The following is a 23942-nucleotide window of genomic DNA, read 5'->3' on the forward strand; positions in this document are numbered from 1 at the left end:
ACAGGCGTTACTCCACGAACAGCGACTCAACCACGTTAATCCAGCCGTGCTCGCTGGCCACCTCTTTGCCATTCAGCCAGCGGCGCAGCATGTTCAGCGCCATCATAGCGCACACCTCCTGACGCACCGCCAGGCTGTGGCGGGTAATGCTCATTTTTACCCGCAGGGCGTGGGTGCCCTCGGGCGTCGCCAGCGCGAAGTTGAGATGTTCTTCATCCAGCCCGCCGACAAACAGCGCCAGACCGGCAAAATGCTTCACCCTTCGCTCGGACGCCCAGCGGGCGGTCTGCGCCAGGGTCTCCTGCTGGAACGGCACCACTTCGCTCGCCAGCAGCGGCGCGTTGACGCGCGACAACTGAAGTGCCAGCAGGCCACCGGTGAACTGCTCGCTTAAGGTCACGCTCAGCTGACGCGCCTGCAGCTGCTTCGCAATCTGCGCGGGCAACCCTTCCGTACCTTCAAAGATCAGGCTTTCGCCCGCCACGCGCTGCACCTCGGGCCACAACGCCAGCATCGCCTCTTTCTGTTCGGCCGGGCCTGTCAGCTTAAGTTCAATGATCGGCATGGAGGAGCGATAGCCCATGGACACGCCCGGCGGCAGCGGAAGGTGATCGAGGCTCTGGGCCAGATCGCTTTCCGAGCGACCAAAGGTGGTCAAACGCAGGCACAGCGGCGGTTCCGGCAGGGTAAAACGATCGCGAAGGCGCGGCAGGATCTGCTGCTCGACCATCACTTTAAATTCTGAGGGCACGCCCGGCGTGAAGAACATCAGACAGCGGTTCAGCTGCATGGCAAACCCACACGCGGTACCGACCGGGTTATCGACCAGTTCAGCACTGGCGGGAATTTCAGCCTGTTTGCGGTTGCTGGGGGCCATGACGCGGCCACGTTCGGAGAAAAAACGCGCCATCTGCGAGAGCCACGCCTCATGCAGCACCAGCCCTTCGCCTTTTGCGGTCGCGGCGGCCAGGGCACTGAGATCGTCACTGGTGGGGCCGAGCCCGCCGTTCACAATCAGCACGTCGCACTGTTCACTGCGCTCGCGCAGAACAGCGACCAGTGACTCAAGATTGTCGCCCACCGTATTGCGGCGCGTTAACGGTAATCCTTGCTCAAAGAAAAGATCGGCCAGCCAGGCAGCATTGGTATCAATAATTTGTCCATGCAGCACTTCGTCGCCGGTGGATAACATCTCCACGTTAATCATTGTGTTCTCCCGCTTATTTGGTCAAAACACTATAGCGCAAACGCGGGGTGGAGCAGAGAGAAACTGGCGCGACAGCATGCCGCGCCGGAGAGATTAGAAGCCTGCGCTGACGCCCACGTACGGGCCGTCGGCCAGCGCGTTATCGCGGTTGCCGTCTTTGCCGGCCAGGTTCAGGTAGCGATAGCCTGCTTCGATGGTGATTGGACGCATGATGGTCCAGCGTGCGCCAGCGTTGGCCTCTTCATAGCTGTCGATACCGCTTGAGAGGGAGTCTGGAGAGTAGTAGTACTCACCAAACAGCCCAAAGCTGTCGCCAATTTTCCACTGCAGACCGCCGCCCACTGCCGCCGCATACCCTTCATCACCGTCGTTTGGGTTGGTATAGATACCTTTACCGCCGACGGTCGCCAGGAACGGGCCAAGAGGAACGTTGAGACCCAGGCCGAGGCTGGCCGCGTCGCCGTCGTCATCGTTATGCGTCCAGCCGCCGGTCATCGCCAGACCGGATGTCTCGGTACCCATGCCAAAGCCCAGGTGGGTATAATCCTGACCCGCCGAGCCGTTAATGCTAATGGCGTTCGCCGCCGCAGATACAACCATCAGGCCGAAGCCCAGTAATGCCACTTTTTTCATTGTCGTGATCCCGCACAATTTTTATAGAGAAGTCCCAAAACCGCGAGATTTTAACCTGGGTCTTCCGGGGATCAAGCACTCTGCGTGCGGCCGGTCAGTAGATTGTAACTATTTGAAACGGCTATTATCCCTTCAGCGCTGCGTTAACCCACTCCTGCAGCGCGCGGCGCGAAACTTTAATGCCGCCATTTTTGAGTTCAGTCGGCAGCAGCAGCCAGCGGACGGGTTGCTCAAAACGCGCCACCTTGTCCCTGACCCAGTCGGGTAAGCAGGTGATATCCGTTCCCGGCTCACACTCCACTACCGCCACCGGGCGTTGCCCGAATTCAGCGTCGTCCAGCGGAACGACAAACACCTGGTTAACCTGCGGGTGCGTGGCGATAACGCGCTCCAGCGATTCCGGCTGGATCCCTTCTCCACCGCTAAAAAAGAGGTTGTCCATGCGGCCAAGGATCGTCAGACGGCCGTCATGCCATTCGCCGCGATCGCGTGTGGCGAACCAACCCTGCGCGTTGGTCAGCGAAATCAGTTCGCCATCCCGCCAGTAGCCTGAGGCCATGCTTTGCGCCCTGATCCAGACTTCACCGTTAACGACCTGCACCTCTCTGCCCGGCAGCGCACAGCCCACGTCCGGCTCGCCGTCCGCCTCTTTCGCACAGACGGTAGAGGCAAACTCGGTCAGACCGTAGCCGCAGAAGGTGCGTATATGCTGCTCTCGCGCCTGTTCGGTCAATTCAACAGGGATGGCCGCCCCACCCAGCAGCACCGCTTTCAGTGCGACAGGCTGGTGGGCATTCAGCAGACGCCAGAGCTGGGTTGGCACCAGCGAGGCGTGGGTGCAGCCGCACAGCGCCTGCTCCAGAGGCTGTTTCTCGCGTACGGTTAACCGCGCGCCGGCCTGCAGCCAGCGCCATAAAATCCCCTGGCCGGAAACGTGAAACAGCGGCAGCGAAAGCAGCCAGTCGTCGTCTTCACCGTAGGGCATCAGCGCCAAAACGCCGCGCGCGCTGGCAAGATGAGCCTCGCAGGTATGGACCGCCGCTTTCGGCAGCCCGGTGGATCCGGAGGTCAGCGTCATAGAGGCCAGCCGCGCCGGTTGCCACGCAGCGCAATACGCATCGGCGGTCTCGCGCATGCTCAGGGCAGGAAGGCCGTCGTAGCTGCCGTCCAGCACCAGCGCAAAGCGCAGCGTCATCTGCGGGAGCAGCACGTCCAGCAGCGGGCGCGGCAGTTGCGGATTAGCGGGAAGAATACGCGCCCCGCACTGGAGCAGCGCCAGCCACGCCAGCAGGGTTTGCGGATGATTATGGGCCTGCAGCAGCACGCCGCAGCCCTCCTCCACGCCCTGCTGGTGAAAGCCTGCCGCAAGGCTATCGATGCGCGCGCACAGCTGTTGCCAGCTGAGCACCTCGTCGTTCAGCCTCAGGGCCGGTTTATCGGCAAACAGCGCGCACCAGTGTCGCCACGGCCAGTCGGTAAAACTCATCGCAACGGCTCCAGCGCCGCGACGTCGAGGCACGGCAGCGCGCTGTCCGGCCACGGGCGGAGAAGCTGAGCCTGCATCAGGTTCAGCGTGTCGAGGCCAGGCACCGTATCCGGCGTTAGCCAGGCGGCCACGCGCGCCAGCTGGGTTAGCCCAAGGCTGGACTCAATCGACGAGCTGATCACCGCCGTCAGCCCTAGGGCATGCGCCGCCGCGACCTGCTCGCGCACTTTCGCCAGGCTGCCGGTCAGCGTCGGTTTAATCACCACTGCGCTGACGCCGGGCTCTGCGGCAAATTCAAAATCGGCCTCGCGCAGGCTTTCATCCCAGGCGATGGCAATCCCCGTTTCGCGGGCAAACGCGCGCGAATCCTCGCGGGTTTTGCACGGCTCTTCGAGGAAGGCAATGCGGCTCCGGTAGGCCGGGTTGACGTACTTCGCAAACTGCTGCGCCTTAAGCGGCGTCCAGGCGCGGTTGGCGTCCAGACGCAGATGCAGATCGGGGATCGCCTCCAGCAGCAGGTTGGCGACCATGCCGTCACGCACCGCCTCGTAGAGCCCAACTTTGATTTTCGCGACTTTCTCGCCCGGCATGGCGGAGAGCAGCGCGAACAGCTCGTCCGGATCGCCCGTGCAGAGCGGCGCCGCGCGGTAATTCCCCGCTTCCGGCAGGCTGCCGTCCAGTTCGGCCAGCGCGCAGCTGATACCAAAGGCCGCGGAAGGCACCTCCGGCAGCGCCGGATTTGCACCCTCGCACCACGCGTCCGCCCACGCCAGCAAGGCCGCCCGCGCGTCATCCAGCGACTCGAGGCTAAACCCCGGCAGAGGCGAAATCTCGCCCCAGCCTTCCCGCTCGCCCTGCTGCAGAAGCACGAAGAAGCCATCACGGGTTTTTAACCGCCGTTCACGCAGCACCACGCCCGCGTCCATCGGTATCTGCCAGCGGTAAACCTGCGCGCGACGCATTACGGGTTCCGTTTGTATTTGCTGAAGTCCGGCTGGCGTTTTTCGTTAAACGCGTTGCGCCCTTCCTGACCCTCTTCGGTCATGTAGAACAGCATGGTGGCGTTGCCCGCCAGCTCCTGCAGACCCGCCTGACCGTCGCAGTCGGCGTTGAGTGCAGCCTTCAGGCAGCGCAGCGCCATCGGGCTGTTTTGCAGCATTTCACGGCACCAGCGCACGGTCTCTTTTTCGAGCTCGGCAAGCGGCACCACGGTGTTCACCAGGCCCATATCCAGCGCTTCCTGCGCGTTGTACTGACGGCACAGGAACCATATTTCGCGGGCTTTTTTCTGACCGACGATGCGCGCCATGTAGGAGGCCCCCCAGCCGCCATCGAAAGATCCCACTTTCGGGCCCGTCTGGCCAAAGATGGCGTTCTCGGCGGCAATGGTCAGGTCGCACATCATGTGCAGCACGTGGCCACCGCCGATGGAATAGCCCGCCACCATCGCCACCACCGGTTTTGGACAGGTGCGGATCTGACGCTGGAAATCGAGGACGTTCAGGTGATGCGTACCCGCGTCGTCCTGGTATCCGCCGTAGTCACCGCGCACTTTCTGATCGCCACCGGAGCAGAACGCTTTCTCGCCTTCGCCGGTCAGGACAATCACGCCGATGTTGTCGTCGTAGCGCGCATCCGCCAGGGCCTGAATCATCTCTTTCACGGTCAGCGGACGGAAGGCGTTACGCACCTGCGGGCGGTTGATGGTGATTTTGGCAATGCCGTCGGTGGATTTGTGGTAACGAATGTCGGTGTAGCCTTCGGAGCAGTCCTGCCATTCAACCGGAGCGTAAAGCATGTGTTCATCAGGGTAGATCATAGAGTGTCCTTTATTCGAAGACGCAGTATCTGAGCCAGACTTGCCGCAACCGCATCGGGGTTTTCCCGGTGGGCGTTGTGTCCGGCGTTGGGAATTGCATGGCGAACAGCGTTCAGCTCCGCGGCAAGGGCCGCAAACTTCTCATCACGTTCGCCATAGAGATAATCAAAAGAGAAATCGCGCGCGCTCAGGGCAGCACGCAGGTCGGGCTGCACGGCCAGCGACGTCGCCTCGAGCATCATCGCCAGCGCCGCGCCGCGGTTCTGGCTGCGCAGGGTGATCAGCGTGTCGCGCTGGGCGTCCGTCAGGGAGGCAAACACGGGCTGTTGGTACCAGTCAGCGAACACCTTATCCAGCGGTTCGCTGCGAAAACGTGCTGCCCAGCGGCGGTCGGATGCCAGCCGCGCCTGTCGCGCATCGGCATCCTGCAGGCCCGGATGTCCCCCTTCTACCGTCAGGCCCAACAGCCCCTTTGGCTGCTGGCAGGCATGGAACATCGCAATGCGGCCGCCGAGGGAGTACCCGACGAGCCAGAATTTCAGTATGTTGTAACTAATCAGAGTTCGGGTGAGCAACGCGCTCATCTCGTCGAAGCCCTCGACGCCCAGGTGCCGGGATCCACCGTGACCCGGCAGATCCAGATACAGCCGGGGGTAGTCACGAAGTCGCTCCCCAACACCCTGCCACTCGCGGCAATCGCCGGAAAAACCGTGCAAAAAGACCAGCCAGGGATAGCCTGGTTTTCCGGCCTGCTGCACGCCCGAGAGGATCACAGCTGGCTCACCTGCGCCAGCAGGCTTTGCAGGGTCTGCGCACCGTCAGCCTCGTTCACCACCAGCTCAATCAGCGTCGCGCCGGGCTGTTTCCAGGCTGTACCGAGCGCGGCACCCAGCTGTTCCCAGCTTTCCGGGCGATGATATTTCAGGCTAAACATCGCCGCGGCGTGTTCGAACTGCACGTTCTGCGGCATCAGATAGAAGCGCTCGCGCTCGCTCTGCGGCGTAGGCAGCAGGGAGAAAATCTGCCCGCCGTTGTTGTTGACCACAATCAGCACGAACGGGGCTGACACCTGACGCAGCAGCGCCAGCGCGTTGAGATCGTAGAGCGCGGAGAGATCCCCCACGATGGCCAGCGTCGATTTCGCGCTGGCGCGCTGCACGCCTGCCGCCGTGGAGATCAGTCCGTCGATGCCGCTGGCGCCACGGTTGCTGTACACCGGGTAGCCTGCTGGCAGCTGCGAAAAGGCGTCTATCAGCCGCACGACCAGGCTGTTGCCGACAAACAGCTGCCCCTGCTCGGGCAGGTACTGGCGAATACGGTGCGCCAGCCCGGCCTCGCTGAACGCTTCACAGCGCGCATGGGTCAATTCCCACGCCTGCCGCGACAGGTCCGGGAGGGTAACCGCCCAGGGTTTGCGTTTTTCAGCCGGATGGAGCGCCAGCCAGGCGTCGATACGGCTGACCAGACGACGACCGCGATGGTGCACCGGGTCAAGACGCCCTTCCAGCGCGTCCACCAGCCAGTATTCGTCCGGTGTGCAGGTGGCCTGCCACTGCAGTAACCGTTTGCCGGTTAAACTCGATCCAAGCTGGACCACAATCTGCGCATGCGACAGCTCGGTGAGCGCTTTGGCATTACCCAGCCAGAGATCCGCGCACGGCAGCGGCTGCCCGGTCTGGGAAAGCACGTCGCCTATCAGCGGCCAGCCCAGGGTTTGCGCCCACTCGGCGACCAGCTTGCCTTCGGCGGCGCTCATGCGCCCGGCGATAACCACGCCACGCTTCTGCCGCCAGAAGAACCAGTCGCGCTGTTTCGCGCTCTCAAGGTGCGTCTGCTCGCGCAGCCACGGTTTCTCACTCTGCCACCAGTCGCCGAGGGTCTGCTGCCAGTCAAGACCCGTATCGTCCAGCTCGCCGTAGAGCGGCTCGGCAAACGGGCAGTTAATATGCAGCGCCCCGCTGCGCAGCGTCTCCATGGCATGATCGACGGTGGAGACCAGCCAGCTTGCCGGAATATCCTGGGTGGGACGGGGCAGCGAAATCGTCTGCGAAGGATGCGAAGAAAAGAGTCCCGGCTGACGGATGGCCTGATTGGCGCCGCAGTCGATAAGCTCAGGGGGACGATCGGCCGTCAGCAGAATCAGCTTTTCACCGGTTAACCCGGCTTCAATCAGAGCCGGATAGAGGTTCGCCACGGCAGTACCGGAAGTAACAATCACCGCCACGGGTTCTTTGCTGACCTTTGCCAGACCCAGCGCGAGATGCCCGAGGCCACGCTCATCAAAGTGGGTGTGGTGAATCAACGCCCGGTTTTCGGCGGCCGCCAGCGTCAGCGGCGTTGAGCGAGAACCCGGTGCAATACACACGTGCCTGACGCCGTGGCGCGTCAGGGCTTCAAGGATCACCGCCGCCCAGCGTCGGTTAAAAGAACTTACTGACATGAGATTGTCCGGTATCAAGAATGCGACACAGTATAAATAATAGAAAAAATTGGAATTTTGATATGAATCGGGATTGCGCGAATCAGTATTAATCCCTAAGGAGCAGAGAGCGCAATCCGGCCGCTTTGTTTTCGATCTCCTGCCACTCCTGTTCCGGGTCAGACCCGCTGACAATGCCGGCCCCGGCGTAGAGCCGCAGGGAGTCATCCTGGACGCGGGCGGAGCGCAACGCCACGCAAAATTCACTCTGGTCAGGCGATAAATACCCGGCAGAACCGGCGTACCACTCGCGGTTAAAGGGCTCAACCTTCTGAATAAATTCGCGCGCAGGCTGTCGCGGTAATCCGGCAACGGCCGCCGTCGGCTGTAGCATATGCAGGCACTGCTCGTCGTCGGCCTGTTTGAGTTCGGTCCAGATACAGCGGCGCAAATGCTGCACTTTACGCAGGCGCACCACCTGGGGGGGCAGTACCTCAAGCGTCTGCGTGTAGTGCTGAAGACGCTGGCAAATATCTTCCACGACCAGCATATTTTCGCGCTGGTTTTTATCGTCGTTCAGCAGCCACTCGCCGAGACGCTGCGCCTGGCCATCATCGGCATGGCTGGCGACGGTGCCCGCCAGCGCTTCGGTGCGCAGCAGCGTGCCGCGCCGCCGCCAGAGACGCTCGGGGGTCGAGCCAAGAAACGCGTTGCTGGCGTCGAAAATCATGCAGAAATGGTAGCAATGTAAATTCAGGGCGCGGCTGGCCGCCATCAGCGCGACAGGGTTAACCCGCTGTGTAAACCGGATATCGGTTGCCCGGGCGAGAACCACCTTTTCAAAATCACCGCGCGCGATGGTCTCCGTCGCTCTGCGGATAAGCGTCAGCCATTCGGCCTGTTGCGGCTGATGGGTTTCGTGCTCAACCTGAACGGACAGCGGACGGATAGATCTCGCAGGACGGAGTTGCTCTAAAAAATCCCGCGCGGCGAGGGCATCTTCCTGAAGTGAATAATCACTCCACAGCTGCAGACGCAGCGTAGCGGTGCCGGCGGTGCGTCGCCAGAGCAGTCGCGGTAAAAAGAGGCTGCCCTGCTCCGGAGTAAAGGCGTTCAGGCCACAGATACGGGTATCACCTGCCGCGTTTTGCTCACGCAAAAACTGCGTGGCTAACGCCAGAGAGGAAAAGGGGATCACCGCCCCCAGCGCAGCCAGCTCTTCATCGCCGTTACGCTGCTGCCAGTAAAACTGCGGATAGCACTGCTGCGCCCCAAGCCAGGCGAGAGGGTCGAAAGCGTCGTTTAACGGGAAAGAGACGTCGAAATGACGTATGCCGGGTGTTGCGGGTAACGCTTGCGAAAGCTGGGTACGCAATTGCTCCAGCGCGAGGAAAATCGAATTCACGCGAACCTCTCCCTGTTAAAACCTAGTATTATACGGGGTACTGGCAATAAATAGCAGTACCCACGTATAGGGAGTGGTTAAGCGGCCTAACGACGGGCTAAGAGCAGCCCCAGTACCAGCCCGACGGCAGCACCGACTCCAATACCCTGCCACGGTTTTTCATGCACGTAATCATCGGCACGGTACACCGCTTTTTTGGCGCGGTAGTAGTAGGTATCAGACGCATGGCTGACGCGGTTTTTCACTTCATGCAGCGCCTGCTCGGCGCGGGCTTTTAGCTCAATATATTTCTGATCGGCAGGGTCGCCCGAGGAACGTAACACCTCTTCAAGCGTTTCGCTCAGTAAGGCCAGGTCGTCGTCGATACGGGTATCCCAGGATTGAAATGACATATTTTTCTCCATGTTAGTACACCAGTCCGCTAACTATAGCCAACGACTCGTCATTACGCCTGCTTCGCTTCCCGCGCCATGCCGATGTGGGGAATGCCGTCTTCATCGTACACCTCGGTGACCGGCACGAAACCAAAGTGGCCGTAGAAGGACTGCAGGTGCGCCTGCGCGCCCAGGTATAACGCCTTGTTCGGCCACTGTTTCTGGCATGCCTCCAGCGTTTTCTCCATCAGCTGGTAGCCCAGTTTTTCACCGCGCGCTTTGCCGATGATGATGACGCGGCCAATGACGACAGGCTCAAAATCGTCTTCGCTTTTCAGAATCCTCGCATACGCCACCAGCTCGTTATTCCGCCAGCCGAGGATATGGCGGTTCTCGCCGACGAGATCGTCGCCGTCGATGTCCTGATACGGGCAGGTCTGTTCAACCACGAACACTTCGCAGCGCAGTTTCAGCAGGGCGTAAAGTGAATGAACGGTGAGGTCACTATGGTGTAAATCTTGCCACTGGATCATGTCAGTCTCCTTCCTGGGGTTCATCACGTTATACTAAACCCCTCCCCGTTCGGCAAAGGGCTGATTGCGTTATGGAACTGATTTTTCTGGGTACGTCCGCGGGCGTGCCAACCCGCTCACGAAATGTGACGGCGATACTGCTGGATCTTAAACACCCCACCCGCGGCGGGCTGTGGCTGTTTGACTGTGGTGAAGGGACGCAGCATCAGCTGTTACACACCGCTTATCACCCCGGCAAGCTGGATAAAATTTTTATCACCCATCTGCACGGCGACCATCTGTTTGGCCTTCCCGGCCTGCTGTGCAGCCGCTCGATGGCCGGTAACGCCAACCCGCTGACGATTTATGGGCCTGCGGGTATTCGTGAATTCGTTGAAACCACACTGCGCCTGAGCGGGTCGTGGACGGATTATCCGCTGGAGGTCGTTGAGATTAGCGAAGGCCTGATTTTCGATGACGGCGATTATAAGGTGAGCGCTCAGCCGCTCAATCACCCTGTCGAGTGCTATGGCTATCGCATTGATGCGCATGACAAACCCGGCGCGCTGGACGCCGCCGCGCTGATGGCCGATGGCGTAAAACCCGGACCGCTGTTCCAGCGCCTGAAGCACGGTGAGACCGTCACGCTGGAGGACGGGCGCGTCATCAACGGTCAGGATTATCTCGCCGCACCGCAGCCCGGCAAGAAGCTGGCTATTTTTGGCGACACGGCCCCGTGCCGGGCGGCGCTCACGCTGGCCCAGGGCGTGGACGTGATGGTACATGAAGCGACCCTTGAAACGGCGATGGAAGAGAAAGCCAACGGCCGGGGTCATAGCTCGACGCGACAGGCGGCGCAGCTTGCCCGTGACGCGGGCGTCGGGAGGCTCATCGTCACCCACGTCAGCTCGCGCTACGACGCGCGGGGCTGTGAAAAGCTGCTGGCTGAGTGTCGCGCGCTGTTCCCGGAATGTGAGCTGGCCGAAGATTTCGCTCAGGTCAGCGTTTAGTCCTTCATTTTTCCCTCAGGATGCCGATAACGATTAAAAGGTCAGCATTTCTCTCGAGGGTAGAATGGATAATTTCCAGAAAGATATTGATGACAGGGCGAATCTGACCCTGTCGAACCGTTTTGAACTGTTGCTGTTCCGTCTTGGCACCTCTCTTAACGAAAATAAATCTGAGCTGTTTGGCATTAACGTCTTTAAGCTGCGTGAAATTGTGCCGATGCCGGAGTTCACGAAACCCGCCGGGATGAAATCACCGCTGATGGGAATGGTGAATATTCGCGATCAGGTGATCCCGGTGATCGACCTGGCCGCCGTGGCGGGCTGTAAGCCTACCACCGGGCTGAATATCCTGCTGATCACCGAATACGCGCGCAGCGTGCAGGCGTTTGCCGTGGAGTCGGTTGAGAACATCATGCGTCTGGACTGGAAGCAGGTGCACGCGGCGGAAACCGCCGTCAGCGGTCGCTACATCACCAGCATTGCGTGTCTTGATGAGAAGAGCGATACCAACGATCTGGCGATGGTGCTGGACGTTGAGCAGATCCTGTATGACATCACTCCGGCCAATCACGATCTGCACGCCACCAATCTGAAAACCACCAAATTCCATATCAAGCCGGGCGCGGTCGCCATCGTCGCGGAAGACTCCAAAGTGGCGCGCTCGATGCTGGAGAAAGGCCTGCAGGCGATGGAGATCCCGGCGCAGCTGCATATCACCGGCAAAGAGGCGTGGGAGAAAATTGGGGTTCTGGCCGCACAGGCGCAGGCTGAGGGTGTTCCCATCACCGATAAGATCGCGCTGGTGTTGACCGACCTCGAAATGCCGGAGATGGACGGTTTTACGCTGACGCGCAAAATCAAAACCGATCCGGTATTGAAAGATATTCCGGTCGTGATCCACTCTTCCCTTTCCGGCAACGCCAACGAAGACCATATTCGTAAGGTGAAAGCGGATGGCTACGTCGCGAAGTTTGAGCTGAACGAGCTGTCGTCAGTGATTGAGGAAGTGCTGGACCGCTCGATGAAGAAGATTGACGGGCCGTTGATTAGCCGTAAACAGCTGGCTTAAGCATGGTGCGGGCTGGTGCCCTCACCCCGGCCCTCTCCCAGAGGGAGAGGGAGAAAACCATAAAAAAACCCGCCGAGGCGGGTTTTTTGTTTTTACATTAATGGCATCGCTCGCTGCACGATATCAATCAGCGGCTGCGGATAGATACCGAAGATCAGCACCAGCAGCGCGGAGATGAGAACCACAATACCGCCAGCGCTGTACTGCCAGTTGGTTGGGGCATCACGGTTGAGCTGCTGAGGCGCGCTCAGGTACAGGCTCACGGCCACGCGCAGGTAGTAGTAGAGACCAATCGCAGAGCCGATCACCACGCCCGCAGTCAGCCACCACAGGTGCGCCTGCACACCGACGGCCAGCACGTAGAACTTACCGATAAAGCCGAGCGTCATCGGAATACCTGCCAGAGAGAGCATCATCACCGTCATCACCGCGGACAGGATCGGACGGTGCCAGAACAGACCACGGTAGGAGAACAGTGAATCGGCATCCGGACCACGGTACGGGCTGGACATCAGGCTCACCACGCCGAAGGCGCCGAGGCTGCTGAACAGGTAACCGGCCAGATAGACGCCCACGGCTTCCATTGACATCTCACCGCTCTGCAGCGCAATCAGCGCCACCATCAGGTAGCCCAGATGAGAGATAGACGAGTAGCCCAGCAGACGTTTGATATTGGTCTGGCTCAGCGCCATCAGGTTACCGAAGATGATGGAGACGAACGCAATAATGCCCAGCACTACGCGAACCGCTTCGCTGTCACCCACCGGTGCGTACAGGAACAGACGCATAACCACCCCGAAGATGGCGATTTTGCTCGCCGTCGCCAGGAAGGTCGACACCGGCGCTGGCGCGCCCTGGTATACGTCTGGCGTCCACAGGTGGAACGGCACCAGAGAGAGTTTGAAGCCAAGGCCAACAATCATCATACCCAGCCCCGCCAGCAGCAGCGGCTCATGCAGCATGCCGTCACCGAGGCTCTTGCCGAGCGCCATAAAGGAGAGGTTACCGGATTGTGCGTACACCAGCGCAATACCAAACAGCAGGAACGAGGACGCCGCCGCAGACAGGATGGTGTACTTGATGCTTGCTTCCAGCGAGCGCTTCTGGCGGAAGGCGTAACCAATCAGACCGAACAGCGGCAGAGAGATCAGCTCAATGCCGAGGAACAGCGCGGCCAGGTGGTTCGCATTCGCCAGCAGAATGCCGCCCAGCGCGGCAATCAGAACCAGCAGGTAAAACTCTTCTTTGTTGTCGTTGTAGCCTTCGAGCCACGGGTACGCAAAGGTACAGGTTGCCAGGCTCGCCAGCAGCACCAGACCGGTATACAGCATGGCGTAACCGTCAACGCGCATCAGCGGAGTGACGTCCATCGCCCCACCCTGGCCAACAAACCAGAGAGAGACTAACGCGGCGTTCAGGCCGATGACCGACAGCGTGGCATTCAGGAAGTGATTGCGTCGCCACGCAATGGAGAGCATCACAACCACCACCGTCAATCCGACGATCAGCAGCGGTAGCAGCGCGATCAGTTGTTGTGGAGTTATTGTCATGGCGAATTACGGCCTTGTAGTAGAAACAGAATTAACAAACCACTGCTGGATATTGCCCATCGCGCTGTGCGAGGTATCCAGAATCGGCTGCGGGAAGAAGCCCAGCAGCACCAGCAGTACGACCAGCAGCAGGATGATGAACAGCTCACGCAGCGACATCCCCGGCAGTTCTTGTGCAGCAATTTCGCTCTTCGCTTTACCGAAGTAAGCGCGGTGCAGCATCGCCAGCGAGTAGACGGAAGCGAACACCAGACCAAAGGTGGAGATCACGGTAATCACCGGTACCACTTTGAAGCTGCCGAACAGAATCATAAATTCGCCGACGAAGTTACCGGTGCCCGGCATCCCCAGAGTCGCCACCGCGAAGAACATGGAGAGCGCTGGCAGCCACTTAATTTTGCTCCACAGGCCGCCCATCATACGCATGTCGCGGGTGTGCAGACGTTCGTACAGCTGACCGCACAGGATGAAGAGACCGGCTGCGGACAGACCGTGCGCAATCATCTGGATCACCGCCCCCTGGTACGCCAGCTGGCTGCCGGTGTAGATAGCAATCAGCACGAAGCCCATGTGGGAAACGGAGGTATAAGCAATCAGACGCTTGATGTCGTACTGGGTGAAGGCCATCCAGGCACCGTAGAAGATACCGATGACACCCAGCCACATGGCAATCGGTGCGAATTCTGCGGAGGCATTCGGGAACAGCGGCAGAGCGAAACGCAGCAGACCGTAGGCAGCCGTTTTCAGCAAGATGCCCGCCAGGTCAACGGAACCCGCCGTTGGCGCCTGAGAGTGCGCGTCTGGCAGCCAGCCGTGCAGCGGAACCACCGGCATTTTCACCGCGAAGGCGATGAAGAAGCCCAGCATCAGCAGATATTCCACGCCGTGAGACATTGGGGTCTTCAGCAGGTCTTCGTAGTTGAAGGTCCAGGTGCCGGTCGCGTTGTGGTGAACAAACACCAGCGCCAGAATGGCAATCAACATCACCAGACCACTCGCCTGGGTATAGATGAAGAACTTGGTTGCCGCCGTGATACGCGTTTTACCGTCGGATGCCTTGTGGCCCCACAGCGCGATCAGGAAGTACATCGGAACCAGCATCATCTCCCAGAAGAAGAAGAACAGGAACATGTCGATGGCAAGGAACACGCCGATTACGCCGCCCAGGATCCACATCAGGTTCAGGTGGAAGAAGCCCTGGTATTTTTCGATTTCACGCCAGGAGCAGAGTACCGCCAGAACGCCGAGCAGACCGGTCAACACCACCATCAGCAGTGAGAGACCGTCAATCGCCAGGTGGATCGTAATGCCGAAACGTGGGATCCACGGCAGGATGAACTCAGACTGCCACTGCGGAATGCCCGCAGACTGGGTCAGTGAGTAACCGCCCTGCAACCACAGTTGCAGGCCAAGCGCGAGCGTCAATCCCATGGTGATCAGCGCGATCCAGCGCGGCATCTTCACGCCAAAGCGTTCAGTCTGCCAGCACAGGAAGCCGCCGATGAAGGGAATTAATATTAGCCAGGGTAGTAACATGGCGATTTACATTCCTTTTTAAGGCCCCCAGCAGGGGCCTGATTTTCAACGAATTCGAATAAAATTCACTTAACGATCAACGCAACACCATCAGCAGCGCCAGCACGACAACCGCACCGATGCTCATGGACGCCACATACCAGCGCAGGTAACCGTTCTCGCTGTACAGCAGGCCTTTGCCTGCAAAGCGGGAAAGGATCGCCGGGATATTCATCAGGCTGTTCAGCGGGTCGCGCTTCAGCAGCCACGCGATGCCCAGGAACGGCTTAACGAAGATCATGTCGTACAGCCAGTCGAAGCCCCACGCGTTGTACCACCAGGTGCCCAGCAGGCGGCCCGGCGCACTGTTGGCCACGGCAGTGACCAGCGTACGTTTACCCAGCCATAGCCATGCGGCAATCAGGATGCCCGCGATAGCGACCACACCGGAGGTGATTTCAAGCGTCAGAACGCGACCGTGCTCAAGCTCGGTGGTGTCTGGCAGCACGCCCTGCAGCGGAGGCACAATCATCGCGCCAACGAAGGTGGACAGTACCAGCAGCACAATCAGCGGCAGGTGATGGGTAATCCCCTTCCCTGCGTGAGCGTGAATTTGTTCTTTACCGTGGAATACGATGAAAATCATACGGAAGGTATACAGGGAGGTCATGAACGCACCGACCAGACCCGCAACCATAAGATTGATATGACCATTCGCCATGGCACCCGCAAGGATTTCGTCCTTACTGAAGAAGCCCGCGGTGATCAACGGCAGTGCCGCCAGCGCCGCGCCGCCCACCAGGAAGCAGACATAGACCAGCGGGATGGACTTACGCAGTCCGCCCATTTTGAAGATGTTCTGCTCGTGATGGCAGGCCAGAATCACCGAACCGGATGAGAGGAACAGCAGCGCTTTAAAGAACGCGTGCGTCATCAGGTGGAAAATGGCCGCGTCCCACGCCTGAACGCCCAGCGCGAGGAACATGTAACCAATCTGGCTCATGGTTGAGTACGCGAGAACGCGCTTGATGTCGGTCTGCACCAGCGCGGCAAAGCCTGCCAGCACCAGCGTGACCGCACCGACGATACCCACCAGATGCAGAATTTCCGGGGTCATCAGGAACAGCCCATGGGTACGCGCAATCAGGTAGACACCGGCGGTAACCATGGTCGCAGCGTGGATCAGCGCGGAGACAGGGGTTGGACCCGCCATCGCGTCGGCCAGCCATGTCTGCAACGGCAGCTGTGCGGATTTACCCACGGCACCACCCAGCAGCATCAGCGTTGCCCACCACAGCATGTTGTTGCCTGCGGCGAAGTGCGCTGGCGCCAGTTCCACCATTTCGCGGAAGTTCAGCGTGCCCAGTTCGTTGTAAAGAATGAACAGCGCGAAAGCGAGGAAGACATCACCCACGCGGGTCACGACGAACGCTTTCATGGCCGCTGCGCCATTCTTCGGATCGGTATAGTAGAAACCGATCAGCAGGTAAGAACACAGACCCACGCCTTCCCAGCCCAGATACATCAGCAGCAGGTTATCGGCCAGGACCAGAACCACCATGCTGGCGATAAACAGGTTGGTGTAGGCGAAGAAGCGGGAGTAACCCTCTTCACCGCGCATATACCAGGAGGCGAACATGTGGATCAGGAAGCCGACGCCGGTGACCACGGAGAGCATGGTCAGGGAGAGACCATCCAGCACCAGGTTGAAACCGATGTTGAAATCACCGACGGACATCCAGGTCCACAGCGGCACGCTGAAAGGCTGACGCCCGTTGTTAAAGAAGTCGATACCCGCATACGCTGTCACCAGCGCGGCCAGGCCAACAGAGCCCATGCCGACGGTTGCAGACAGATTCTCAGACCAGCGGCCGCGAGAAAACGCCAGCAGCACGAAGCCAATCAGCGGAAAAATAATGGTTAAGGCAAGCATGTTCATCCACGCAACTCACTTACTGAATCGATGTTCAGATTCTGGCGGCGACGATGGAGCTGCAGCAACAGCGCCAGGCCAATACTCGCTTCGGCAGCCGCGAGGCTGATGGCGAGAATGTACATCACCTGACCATCGGTCTGGCCCCAGTAGCTTCCGGCGACCACGAAGGCCAGCGCGGAGGCGTTAATCATGATTTCCAGCCCGATCAGCATAAACAGCAGATTGCGGCGGATAACCAGACCGGTCAGACCCAGAACGAATAAAATCGCAGCGAGGATCAGTCCATGTGTTAAGGGGATCATGCGCGCTCCTCCGTTTTTCTTTTCGCGCGGTCGTCAGTGCGGTTGCTCAGCACCTCGCCAGCACGCTCTTCGCGGCCAACGTGGAAAGCCACAACCAGACCTGCCAGCAGCAGCATTGAGGCCAGTTCCACTGCCAGAACGTATGGGCCAAAGAGCGTGATACCCACCTCTTTCGCGCCAATCGGCGTGCCGTCGATGCCCTGATCGTTAACACCCAGAATGGCGTAAACGATCACCACCAGCATGATGGCCGACAAAATTGCCGGGCCGATCCACACCTGCGGTTTTAACCACTGACGTTCCTGCTCAATTTCAGAGCCGCCCAGGTTCAGCATCATCACCACGAACACGAACAGCACCATGATGGCCCCGGCGTAGACGATGATTTCCAGCGCACCGGCGAAGTGCGCGCCCAGTGCGAAGAACACCCCGGAAATGGCCAGCAACGAGATGATTAAGTACAGCAGCGCATGCACCGGATTGGTGTGCGTGATCACTCGCAGCGTAGCCAGGATGGCGATAAGGCCACAGATATAAAAAGCGAATTCCATTGCCCTCTCCTTACGGTAACAGGCTCTTGACGTCGATAGGCTTAGCTTCGTTCTCTGCTTCGCCCTTATCTTTGCCGTCGATTGCCATACCCGCCATCCGGTAGAAGTTATATTCCGGGTATTTGCCCGGACCGGAAATCAGCAGATCCTCTTTCTCGTACACCAGGTCCTGACGCTTGTACTCACCCAGCTCGAAGTCTGGAGTGAGCTGAATCGCCGTGGTTGGGCACGCTTCTTCACACAGACCGCAGAAGATGCAGCGTGAGAAGTTGATGCGGAAGAACTCAGGGTACCAGCGGCCGTCTACCGTCTCGGCTTTTTGCAGAGAGATACAGCCGACCGGGCACGCTACCGCACACAGGTTACAGGCAACGCAGCGCTCGGAACCGTCCGGGTCGCGCGTCAGCACGATACGGCCACGGTAGCGCGGCGGCAGATATACCGGCTCTTCCGGGTACATCCGGGTTTCGCGTTTGGCAAACGCATGCAGGCCGATCATCCAGATACTGCGTACCTGGGTACCGAAGCCTACCAGTAATTCTTTTAAGGTCATGGTCTATTGCCCCTTATGGCTGCTGCCAGAGAATGACAGCGGCCGTTACCAACAAGTTGACGAGCGTCAGCGGCAGGCACACTTTCCAGCCGAAGGACATTACCTGGTCATAACGCGGACGCGGTAACGCTGCGCGAATCAAAATGAACATCATCATGAAGAACGCGGTTTTCAGCGCGAACCAGATGAACGGCGGTAAGAACGGGCCATGCCAGCCACCGAAGAACAGCGTTACCATCAACGCGGAAATGGTGACAATACCGATGTACTCGCCCACGAAGAACAGACCGAATTTCATACCGGAATATTCGATGTGGTAACCGTCGGCCAGTTCCTGTTCGGCTTCTGGCTGGTCAAACGGGTGACGGTGACACACTGCCACGCCCGCGATGGCAAAGGTAATAAACCCAAAGAACTGCGGAATAACGTTCCAGATGTCGGCCTGGTTGTTGACGATGTCGGTCATGTTGAATGAACCGGCCTGCGCCACCACGCCCATCAGGGAGAGCCCCAGGAACACTTCGTAGCTCAGGGTCTGCGCGGAAGCACGCATCGCACCCAGCAGCGAGTATTTGTTGTTACTGGACCAGCCTGCGAACAGGACCGCGTAAACCGCGAGGCCTGCCATCATCAGGAAGAACAGAATGCCGATGTTCAGGTCAGCGACCACCCAGGTCGGGCTCACCGGCACGATAGCAAACGCCAGCAGCAGCGAGGTGAAGGCGATCATCGGTGCCAGAGTAAAGATCACGCGATCCGAGAAGCGCGGGATCCAGTCCTCTTTAAAGAACATCTTGATCATATCCGCGACCAGCTGGAGTGAACCACCCCAGCCCACGCGGTTCGGTCCGTAACGGTTCTGGAACAGACCGAGCAGACGACGTTCACCAAAGCTCATGAACGCGCCGCAGGTGACCACCACCAGCAGGATAACAATCGCTTTCAGAATGCTCAGCAGGATGTCGATAAGATCCGGCGTTAACCAACTCATGCTTTTGCCTCCTGCAGATTATCAAGACGCGCACCCGCCAGAACCGGCGCGATGCCAGGCATACCCATCGGCAGACCGACCTGCCCTGCTGTCAGACTTTCAGAAATAATCAGCGGCAGGCTGATGGTCTGGCCGTCATAGCTAAAGGCGATGTTCGCACCCGCGTTAACGCCAAGCTTCGCGGCATCCGCCGGGTTAAGCTTGATGTACGGCTGCGGCATACGGGTCTGGAAGACCGGTGAACGCTGGGACAGCTCGTCGCTACCGAACAGGTGGTAGTACGGCGCAATACGCCAGCTACCGTCCTGCGGCTGGAAGCTCGCCGGTACGGTGGTGAAGAAGTCCAGACCGGTTTCGGAAGCTTCAATCAGACGCACGCCCGGATCGCCGTGGCGCAGGGAGCCGCCCACTTCAGCCTGGAACTTGTTCCATGCCTGCGGGGAGTTCCAGCCCGGTGCCCATGCGAACGGGATTTGCGAACGCGGCGCAGACGGCTGGTTGTTCCCTTCCATGGAGAAGGCGAACATGGTGTCTTTATCCTGCGGCTGGCGCGGTTCGTGCACGCTGATATTGGCGCGCATTGCGGTACGGCCGCTGTAACGGTGCGGTTCACGCGCCAGTTTCTGGCCGCGAATGCGGAAGCTCGCTTCAGGCGCGGCATCTTTAATGCCTGCCAGCTGAGGCAGTTTTTCCACCACCGCGTCGATAACGTGGTCGAGCTGCGTCCAGTCCACTTCACGGCTCTGCACGGTGCTGTGCAGGGAGTGCAGCCAGCGCCAGCTTTCCAGCATCACGGTGTTGCTGTCGTAGTAAGACGGGTCATAAACCTGGAAGAAACGCTGCGCGCGGCCTTCGTTGTTGATAACGGTACCGTCGCTTTCTGCGAAGCTTGCCGCAGAGAGCACCAGGTGCGCTTTGTCCATAATCGCGGTGCGCTGATGGTCAATCACCATCACCAGCGGCGCTTTGGAGAGCGCGGCGTCAACGCGAGCGGCAGAAGCATGACGATGCAGGTCGTTTTCCAGCACCACCACGGCGTCAGCGGCACCGGATTCCAGTTCGCTTAACGCAGCTTCCAGCGAGCCGCCACCAATCATGCCCAGACCAATGCTGTTCACCGCACGGGCAATCATGGTCACACCGACGTCAGCACCGCGGCCTTTCAGGGCTTTGGCCACGTTGGCTGCGGCCTGAATGATCTCTGCGCTACCGGCGTTGGTACCGGAAATAATCAGCGGTTTCTTCGCACCGGCCAGGGCCTGAACAATCACGTCAACCTTGTTTTGCAGGTCGCGATCCAGCTCAACGGCCGGTGAGTTGTTGTCCAGCGCGTGGGCAATGGCAAAGCCAAGACGCGCCTGATCTTCAACCGGTGCGCAGTAGGTCCACGCCGCGATATCGTCCAGACGGGTATTGTCGACGTTGGTCACAAACAGAGGATGCTTCGCGCGCTGACCGATGTTCAGGATCGCCGCAATCTGCCAGTCAGCCACTTTTTGCGCCGCTGCCATTTCACGTGCTTTACCCTTCACCGCCTGACGAACCGCCAGAGCTGCGCGGGCGCCTGTCTGGGTCAGGTCTTCACCCAGCACCAGGACCGCATCATAGGATTCGATTTCGCGCAGCGCAGGGGTATGGATACCGCCTTCACGCAGCACTTTCAGTACCAGCTGCAGACGTTCCTGCTCGCCCTGAGCGATGCCGGTATAGAAGTTTTCCGCCCCGACCAGCTCGCGCAGCGCGAAGTTGCTTTCGATGCTGGCACGCGGGGAGCCGATACCGATCACTTTCTTCGACTGGCGCAGAATATCTGCCGCGCCCTGCATCGCCTGTTCTGCGTTCAGGGTAATGAAATCGTCGCCACGGCGCTGAACCGGCTGACGCGGACGGTCTTTCAGGTTCACATAGCCATAGCCGAAACGACCGCGGTCGCACAGGAAGTAGTGGTTAACGGTACCGTTGTAGCGGTTTTCAATACGACGCAGTTCGCCGTAGCGCTCACCCGGGCTGGTGTTACAGCCGAGGGAACACTGCTGGCAGATGCTTGGTGCAAACTGCATGTCCCATTTACGGTTGTAACGCTCGGAGTGAGTTTTATCCGTGAAGACGCCGGTCGGGCAGATTTCTACCAGGTTACCGGAGAATTCGCTCTCCAGCACGCCGTCTTCCGGACGACCGAAGTAGACGTTGTCATGCGCGCCATACACGCCCAGATCCTGACCGTCTGCATAGTCTTTGTAGTAACGCACGCAGCGATAGCAGGCGATGCAGCGGTTCATTTCGTGAGAGATGAACGGCCCCAGATCCTGGTTACGGTGGGTACGCTTGGTAAAGCGATAGCGACGGAAGCTGTGACCGGTCATCACGGTCATATCCTGAAGGTGGCAGTTACCGCCCTCTTCACAAACCGGACAGTCGTGCGGGTGGTTGGTCATTAACCACTCCACCACGCTTTCGCGGAACTGTTTGGCTTCTTCGTCATCAATCGAAATAAAGGTGCCTTCGGTGGCTGGCGTCATACAGGACATCACCAGGCGACCACGCGTGTCTTCCGCGTTTTGATATTGCTTCACCGCACACTGGCGGCAAGCACCGACGCTGCCCAGCGCCGGATGCCAGCAAAAGTACGGAATATCGAGGCCAAGAGACAGACAAGCTTCCAGCAGGTTGTCCGCCCCGTTGACTTCGTATTCTTTGCCGTCTACATGAATCGTAGCCATTAGCATGCTTCCAGTTGGCTCGGTCGAAACCGAGCGTTAATCAAAATTCTTGTCGTTACCAGCGCGCTTTAAGCAGGTTCGGCTGAATCCCATTGATCGCATGGGTATTGCTGAACGGCTGCTTGATGCCTGCTTCGAACTCGTCGCGGAAATATTTGATCGCGCTCTGCAGAGGTTCGACGGCACCCGGTGCGTGGGCACAGAAGGTTTTACCCGGGCCTAAGAATCGACACAGTTGCTCAAGTGTTTCGATATCGCCAGGCTGGCCTTCGCCACGTTCGATTGCACGCAGGATTTTCACGCTCCACGGCAGACCATCACGGCACGGTGTACACCAGCCGCAGGACTCACGGGCGAAGAACTCTTCCAGGTTACGCACCAGCGACACCATGCCGATCTCGTGGTCGACGGCCATCGCCAGCGCCGTACCCAGACGGCTGCCTGCTTTACCAATGCTTTCGAATTCCATCGGCAGGTCAAGGTGGGCTTCAGTCAGGAAGTCTGTCCCTGCCCCACCCGGCTGCCAGGCTTTGAATTTCAGGCCATCGCGCATGCCGCCGGCGTAGTCTTCAAGAATTTCGCGCGCGGTGGTACCGAACGGCAGTTCCCAGACGCCAGGATTTTTCACGCGACCGGAGAAGCCCATCAGCTTGGTACCGGCATCTTTGCTTGAGGAGATGCCCTGATACCACTCCACGCCGTTCGCGAGGATAGCCGGAACGTTACACAGGGTTTCGACGTTGTTTACGCAGGTCGGTTTCCCCCACACGCCGGAGCTGGCCGGGAACGGTGGCTTGGAACGCGGGTTCGCGCGGCGGCCTTCAAGGGAGTTAATCAGCGCAGTCTCTTCACCGCAGATGTAACGCCCGGCACCGGTGTGCACGAACAGTTCGAAGTCAAACCCGGTACCCAGGATGTTTTTGCCCAGCAGCCCCGCTTCGGTGGCTTCGGCAATCGCGCGACGCAGGTTTTCCGCTGCTTCGATGTACTCACCGCGCAGGAAGATGTAACCACGGTACGCTTTCAGCGCAAACGCGGAGATCAGCATGCCTTCCACCAGCAGGTGCGGTAGCTGCTCCATCAGCAGGCGGTCTTTATAGGTGCCCGGCTCCATTTCATCGGCGTTACACAGCAGGTAACGGATGTTCATGGATTCGTCTTTTGGCATCAGACTCCACTTCAGACCGGTGGAGAAGCCCGCGCCGCCGCGGCCTTTCAGGCCAGACTCTTTTACCGCGTTAACGATGTCGTCCGGCGCCATGCCGCCAAGGGCTTTACGCGCACCGGCATAGCCGTTTTTGCTCTGATATTCGTCGAGCCATACCGGCTGTTTGTCATCACGCAGACGCCAGGTCAGCGGATGCGTCTCAGCAGTACGAATTACAGTTTTCATTTGTACTGCTCCAGCAGGTCAGGAATCGCTTCCGGCGTCAGATGACTGTGAGTGTCCTCATCAATCATCATGGTCGGCCCCTTGTCGCAGTTACCCAGGCAGCAGGTTGGCAGCAGAGTAAAGCGACCATCGAACGTGGTCTGGCCCGGCTTGATATTGAGCTTCTTCTCAATCGCAGCCTGAATGCCCTGATAACCGGTGATGTGGCAGACCACGCTGTCACAGTAGCGGATCACATGGCGGCCTACCGGCTGACGGAAGATCTGGCTGTAGAACGTGGCTACGCCTTCTACGTCACTTGCCGGAATACCCAGCACTTTCGCGATCGCATAGATCGCCCCATCCGGCACCCAACCACGCTGTTTCTGTACGATTTTCAGCGCTTCAATGGACGCCGCACGCGGGTCTTCGTAGTGGTGCATCTCGTGCTCAATGGCGGCACGTTCTGCTTCACTCAGCTCAAAAGCCTCGGTTTGTGGTTGTTGATTCTCGTGCAT

22 protein-coding genes are annotated in these 23942 nt (G+C 59.2%); 2 read left to right on the forward strand and 20 right to left on the reverse strand.

The features are described 5' to 3' along the window. Positions 1-7 precede the first annotated feature (7 nt). The 10 genes from BMW97_RS14890 to BMW97_RS14935 form a co-directional block, all read right to left on the reverse strand. On the reverse strand, positions 8-1207 hold the full coding sequence (locus BMW97_RS14890; RefSeq protein WP_045908716.1) for a nicotinamide mononucleotide deamidase-related protein YfaY: 1200 nt from the start codon (positions 1205-1207) through the stop codon (positions 8-10). A gap of 93 nt (positions 1208-1300) precedes the next feature. Beyond that, a complete protein-coding gene (locus tag BMW97_RS14895; RefSeq protein ID WP_023616384.1) occupies positions 1301-1840 on the reverse strand; it encodes a YfaZ family outer membrane protein in 540 nt (179 codons plus the stop codon). A 124-nt stretch (positions 1841-1964) separates the two neighbouring features. Beyond that, positions 1965-3326, reverse strand: a complete 1362-nt coding sequence (gene menE, locus BMW97_RS14900; protein ID WP_045908717.1) for an o-succinylbenzoate--CoA ligase — start codon at positions 3324-3326, stop codon at positions 1965-1967. Continuing rightward, the gene (gene menC / locus BMW97_RS14905; RefSeq protein WP_045908718.1) at positions 3323-4288 is read right to left on the reverse strand and encodes an o-succinylbenzoate synthase; all 966 of its coding nucleotides are present in this window, start codon (positions 4286-4288) and stop codon (positions 3323-3325) included. The genes menE and menC overlap by 4 nt, the downstream gene beginning before the upstream one ends. After that, entirely contained in the window at positions 4288-5145 is an 858-nt protein-coding gene (menB, locus tag BMW97_RS14910; protein ID WP_039023994.1) for a 1,4-dihydroxy-2-naphthoyl-CoA synthase, read from the reverse strand. The genes menC and menB overlap by 1 nt, the downstream gene beginning before the upstream one ends. Next, positions 5142-5918, reverse strand: coding sequence for a 2-succinyl-6-hydroxy-2,4-cyclohexadiene-1-carboxylate synthase (menH, locus tag BMW97_RS14915; protein WP_045908719.1), 777 nt, complete (start codon positions 5916-5918; stop codon positions 5142-5144). The genes menB and menH overlap by 4 nt, the downstream gene beginning before the upstream one ends. Continuing rightward, complete coding sequence (menD, locus tag BMW97_RS14920) at positions 5915-7585, reverse strand: 2-succinyl-5-enolpyruvyl-6-hydroxy-3-cyclohexene-1-carboxylic-acid synthase (protein ID WP_045908720.1); 1671 nt, start codon at positions 7583-7585, stop codon at positions 5915-5917. The genes menH and menD overlap by 4 nt, the downstream gene beginning before the upstream one ends. 88 nt (positions 7586-7673) lie before the next feature. Then, a complete protein-coding gene (menF, locus tag BMW97_RS14925; protein WP_045908721.1) occupies positions 7674-8969 on the reverse strand; it encodes an isochorismate synthase MenF in 1296 nt (431 codons plus the stop codon). Between the two features lie 86 nt (positions 8970-9055). Next, positions 9056-9361 (reverse strand): stress response protein ElaB, encoded by a 306-nt coding sequence (elaB, locus tag BMW97_RS14930; RefSeq protein WP_008500219.1) that lies wholly within the window; start codon positions 9359-9361, stop codon positions 9056-9058. 53 nt (positions 9362-9414) lie between these two features. Next, positions 9415-9876 carry a GNAT family N-acetyltransferase gene (locus tag BMW97_RS14935; protein WP_045908722.1) on the reverse strand — a complete coding sequence of 154 codons (462 nt, stop codon included), beginning with the start codon at positions 9874-9876 and terminating at the stop codon, positions 9415-9417. A 71-nt stretch (positions 9877-9947) separates the two neighbouring features. Here BMW97_RS14935 and rbn point away from each other — a divergent pair, with 71 nt between their 5' ends. After that, positions 9948-10865, forward strand: coding sequence for a ribonuclease BN (gene rbn / locus BMW97_RS14940; protein WP_045908723.1), 918 nt, complete (start codon positions 9948-9950; stop codon positions 10863-10865). 64 nt (positions 10866-10929) lie between these two features. Further along, a complete protein-coding gene (locus tag BMW97_RS14945; RefSeq protein WP_032652809.1) occupies positions 10930-11934 on the forward strand; it encodes a chemotaxis protein in 1005 nt (334 codons plus the stop codon). 92 nt (positions 11935-12026) lie between these two features. Here the strand turns inward: BMW97_RS14945 and nuoN are convergent, their stop codons facing one another. The 10 genes from nuoN to nuoE all read right to left on the reverse strand — a co-directional run bounded on the left by nuoN (position 12027) and on the right by nuoE (position 23942). Continuing rightward, complete coding sequence (gene nuoN, locus BMW97_RS14950) at positions 12027-13484, reverse strand: NADH-quinone oxidoreductase subunit NuoN (RefSeq protein WP_024908971.1); 1458 nt, start codon at positions 13482-13484, stop codon at positions 12027-12029. Between the two features lie 6 nt (positions 13485-13490). Next, positions 13491-15020, reverse strand: a complete 1530-nt coding sequence (gene nuoM, locus BMW97_RS14955; RefSeq protein WP_008500214.1) for an NADH-quinone oxidoreductase subunit M — start codon at positions 15018-15020, stop codon at positions 13491-13493. A 76-nt stretch (positions 15021-15096) separates the two neighbouring features. Beyond that, on the reverse strand, positions 15097-16938 hold the full coding sequence (nuoL, locus tag BMW97_RS14960) for an NADH-quinone oxidoreductase subunit L (RefSeq protein WP_023325763.1): 1842 nt from the start codon (positions 16936-16938) through the stop codon (positions 15097-15099). Continuing rightward, on the reverse strand, positions 16935-17237 hold the full coding sequence (gene nuoK, locus BMW97_RS14965; protein ID WP_003861496.1) for an NADH-quinone oxidoreductase subunit NuoK: 303 nt from the start codon (positions 17235-17237) through the stop codon (positions 16935-16937). The genes nuoL and nuoK overlap by 4 nt, the downstream gene beginning before the upstream one ends. Beyond that, positions 17234-17788 (reverse strand): NADH-quinone oxidoreductase subunit J, encoded by a 555-nt coding sequence (gene nuoJ / locus BMW97_RS14970; RefSeq protein WP_008500212.1) that lies wholly within the window; start codon positions 17786-17788, stop codon positions 17234-17236. Before nuoJ ends, nuoK begins: the two co-directional genes overlap by 4 nt. A gap of 10 nt (positions 17789-17798) precedes the next feature. Then, complete coding sequence (gene nuoI, locus BMW97_RS14975; RefSeq protein ID WP_003861491.1) at positions 17799-18341, reverse strand: NADH-quinone oxidoreductase subunit NuoI; 543 nt, start codon at positions 18339-18341, stop codon at positions 17799-17801. A 13-nt stretch (positions 18342-18354) separates the two neighbouring features. Continuing rightward, positions 18355-19332: an NADH-quinone oxidoreductase subunit NuoH gene (gene nuoH / locus BMW97_RS14980; RefSeq protein WP_008500211.1), complete on the reverse strand. Its 978-nt coding sequence runs from the start codon at positions 19330-19332 to the stop codon at positions 18355-18357. Continuing rightward, positions 19329-22052: an NADH-quinone oxidoreductase subunit NuoG gene (gene nuoG / locus BMW97_RS14985; protein ID WP_045908724.1), complete on the reverse strand. Its 2724-nt coding sequence runs from the start codon at positions 22050-22052 to the stop codon at positions 19329-19331. Before nuoG ends, nuoH begins: the two co-directional genes overlap by 4 nt. Positions 22053-22107: 55 nt before the next feature. Further along, entirely contained in the window at positions 22108-23445 is a 1338-nt protein-coding gene (gene nuoF, locus BMW97_RS14990; RefSeq protein WP_008500209.1) for an NADH-quinone oxidoreductase subunit NuoF, read from the reverse strand. Next, the gene (gene nuoE, locus BMW97_RS14995) at positions 23442-23942 is read right to left on the reverse strand and encodes an NADH-quinone oxidoreductase subunit NuoE (protein WP_008500208.1); all 501 of its coding nucleotides are present in this window, start codon (positions 23940-23942) and stop codon (positions 23442-23444) included. Before nuoE ends, nuoF begins: the two co-directional genes overlap by 4 nt.

This window comes from Enterobacter sp. NFIX58, assembly GCF_900110475.1.
GTDB lineage: Bacteria > Pseudomonadota > Gammaproteobacteria > Enterobacterales > Enterobacteriaceae > Enterobacter > Enterobacter quasiroggenkampii.

Bases quoted from the DNA above. Each gene is read 5' to 3' on its own strand.
- BMW97_RS14890 (WP_045908716.1), bottom strand. From the start codon at position 1,207: ATGATTAACGTGGAGATGTTATCCACCGGCGACGAAGTGCTGCATGGA.
- BMW97_RS14895 (WP_023616384.1), bottom strand. From the start codon at position 1,840: ATGAAAAAAGTGGCATTACTGGGCTTCGGCCTGATGGTTGTATCTGCG.
- menE (WP_045908717.1), bottom strand. From the start codon at position 3,326: ATGAGTTTTACCGACTGGCCGTGGCGACACTGGTGCGCGCTGTTTGCC.
- menC (WP_045908718.1), bottom strand. From the start codon at position 4,288: ATGCGTCGCGCGCAGGTTTACCGCTGGCAGATACCGATGGACGCGGGC.
- menB (WP_039023994.1), bottom strand. From the start codon at position 5,145: ATGATCTACCCTGATGAACACATGCTTTACGCTCCGGTTGAATGGCAG.
- menD (WP_045908720.1), bottom strand. From the start codon at position 7,585: ATGTCAGTAAGTTCTTTTAACCGACGCTGGGCGGCGGTGATCCTTGAA.
- elaB (WP_008500219.1), bottom strand. From the start codon at position 9,361: ATGTCATTTCAATCCTGGGATACCCGTATCGACGACGACCTGGCCTTA.
- BMW97_RS14935 (WP_045908722.1), bottom strand. From the start codon at position 9,876: ATGATCCAGTGGCAAGATTTACACCATAGTGACCTCACCGTTCATTCA.
- rbn (WP_045908723.1), top strand. From the start codon at position 9,948: ATGGAACTGATTTTTCTGGGTACGTCCGCGGGCGTGCCAACCCGCTCA.
- BMW97_RS14945 (WP_032652809.1), top strand. From the start codon at position 10,930: ATGGATAATTTCCAGAAAGATATTGATGACAGGGCGAATCTGACCCTG.
- nuoN (WP_024908971.1), bottom strand. From the start codon at position 13,484: ATGACAATAACTCCACAACAACTGATCGCGCTGCTACCGCTGCTGATC.
- nuoM (WP_008500214.1), bottom strand. From the start codon at position 15,020: ATGTTACTACCCTGGCTAATATTAATTCCCTTCATCGGCGGCTTCCTG.
- nuoL (WP_023325763.1), bottom strand. From the start codon at position 16,938: ATGAACATGCTTGCCTTAACCATTATTTTTCCGCTGATTGGCTTCGTG.
- nuoK (WP_003861496.1), bottom strand. From the start codon at position 17,237: ATGATCCCCTTAACACATGGACTGATCCTCGCTGCGATTTTATTCGTT.
- nuoJ (WP_008500212.1), bottom strand. From the start codon at position 17,788: ATGGAATTCGCTTTTTATATCTGTGGCCTTATCGCCATCCTGGCTACG.
- nuoI (WP_003861491.1), bottom strand. From the start codon at position 18,341: ATGACCTTAAAAGAATTACTGGTAGGCTTCGGTACCCAGGTACGCAGT.
- nuoH (WP_008500211.1), bottom strand. From the start codon at position 19,332: ATGAGTTGGTTAACGCCGGATCTTATCGACATCCTGCTGAGCATTCTG.
- nuoG (WP_045908724.1), bottom strand. From the start codon at position 22,052: ATGGCTACGATTCATGTAGACGGCAAAGAATACGAAGTCAACGGGGCG.
- nuoF (WP_008500209.1), bottom strand. From the start codon at position 23,445: ATGAAAACTGTAATTCGTACTGCTGAGACGCATCCGCTGACCTGGCGT.
- nuoE (WP_008500208.1), bottom strand. From the start codon at position 23,942: ATGCACGAGAATCAACAACCACAAACCGAGGCTTTTGAGCTGAGTGAA.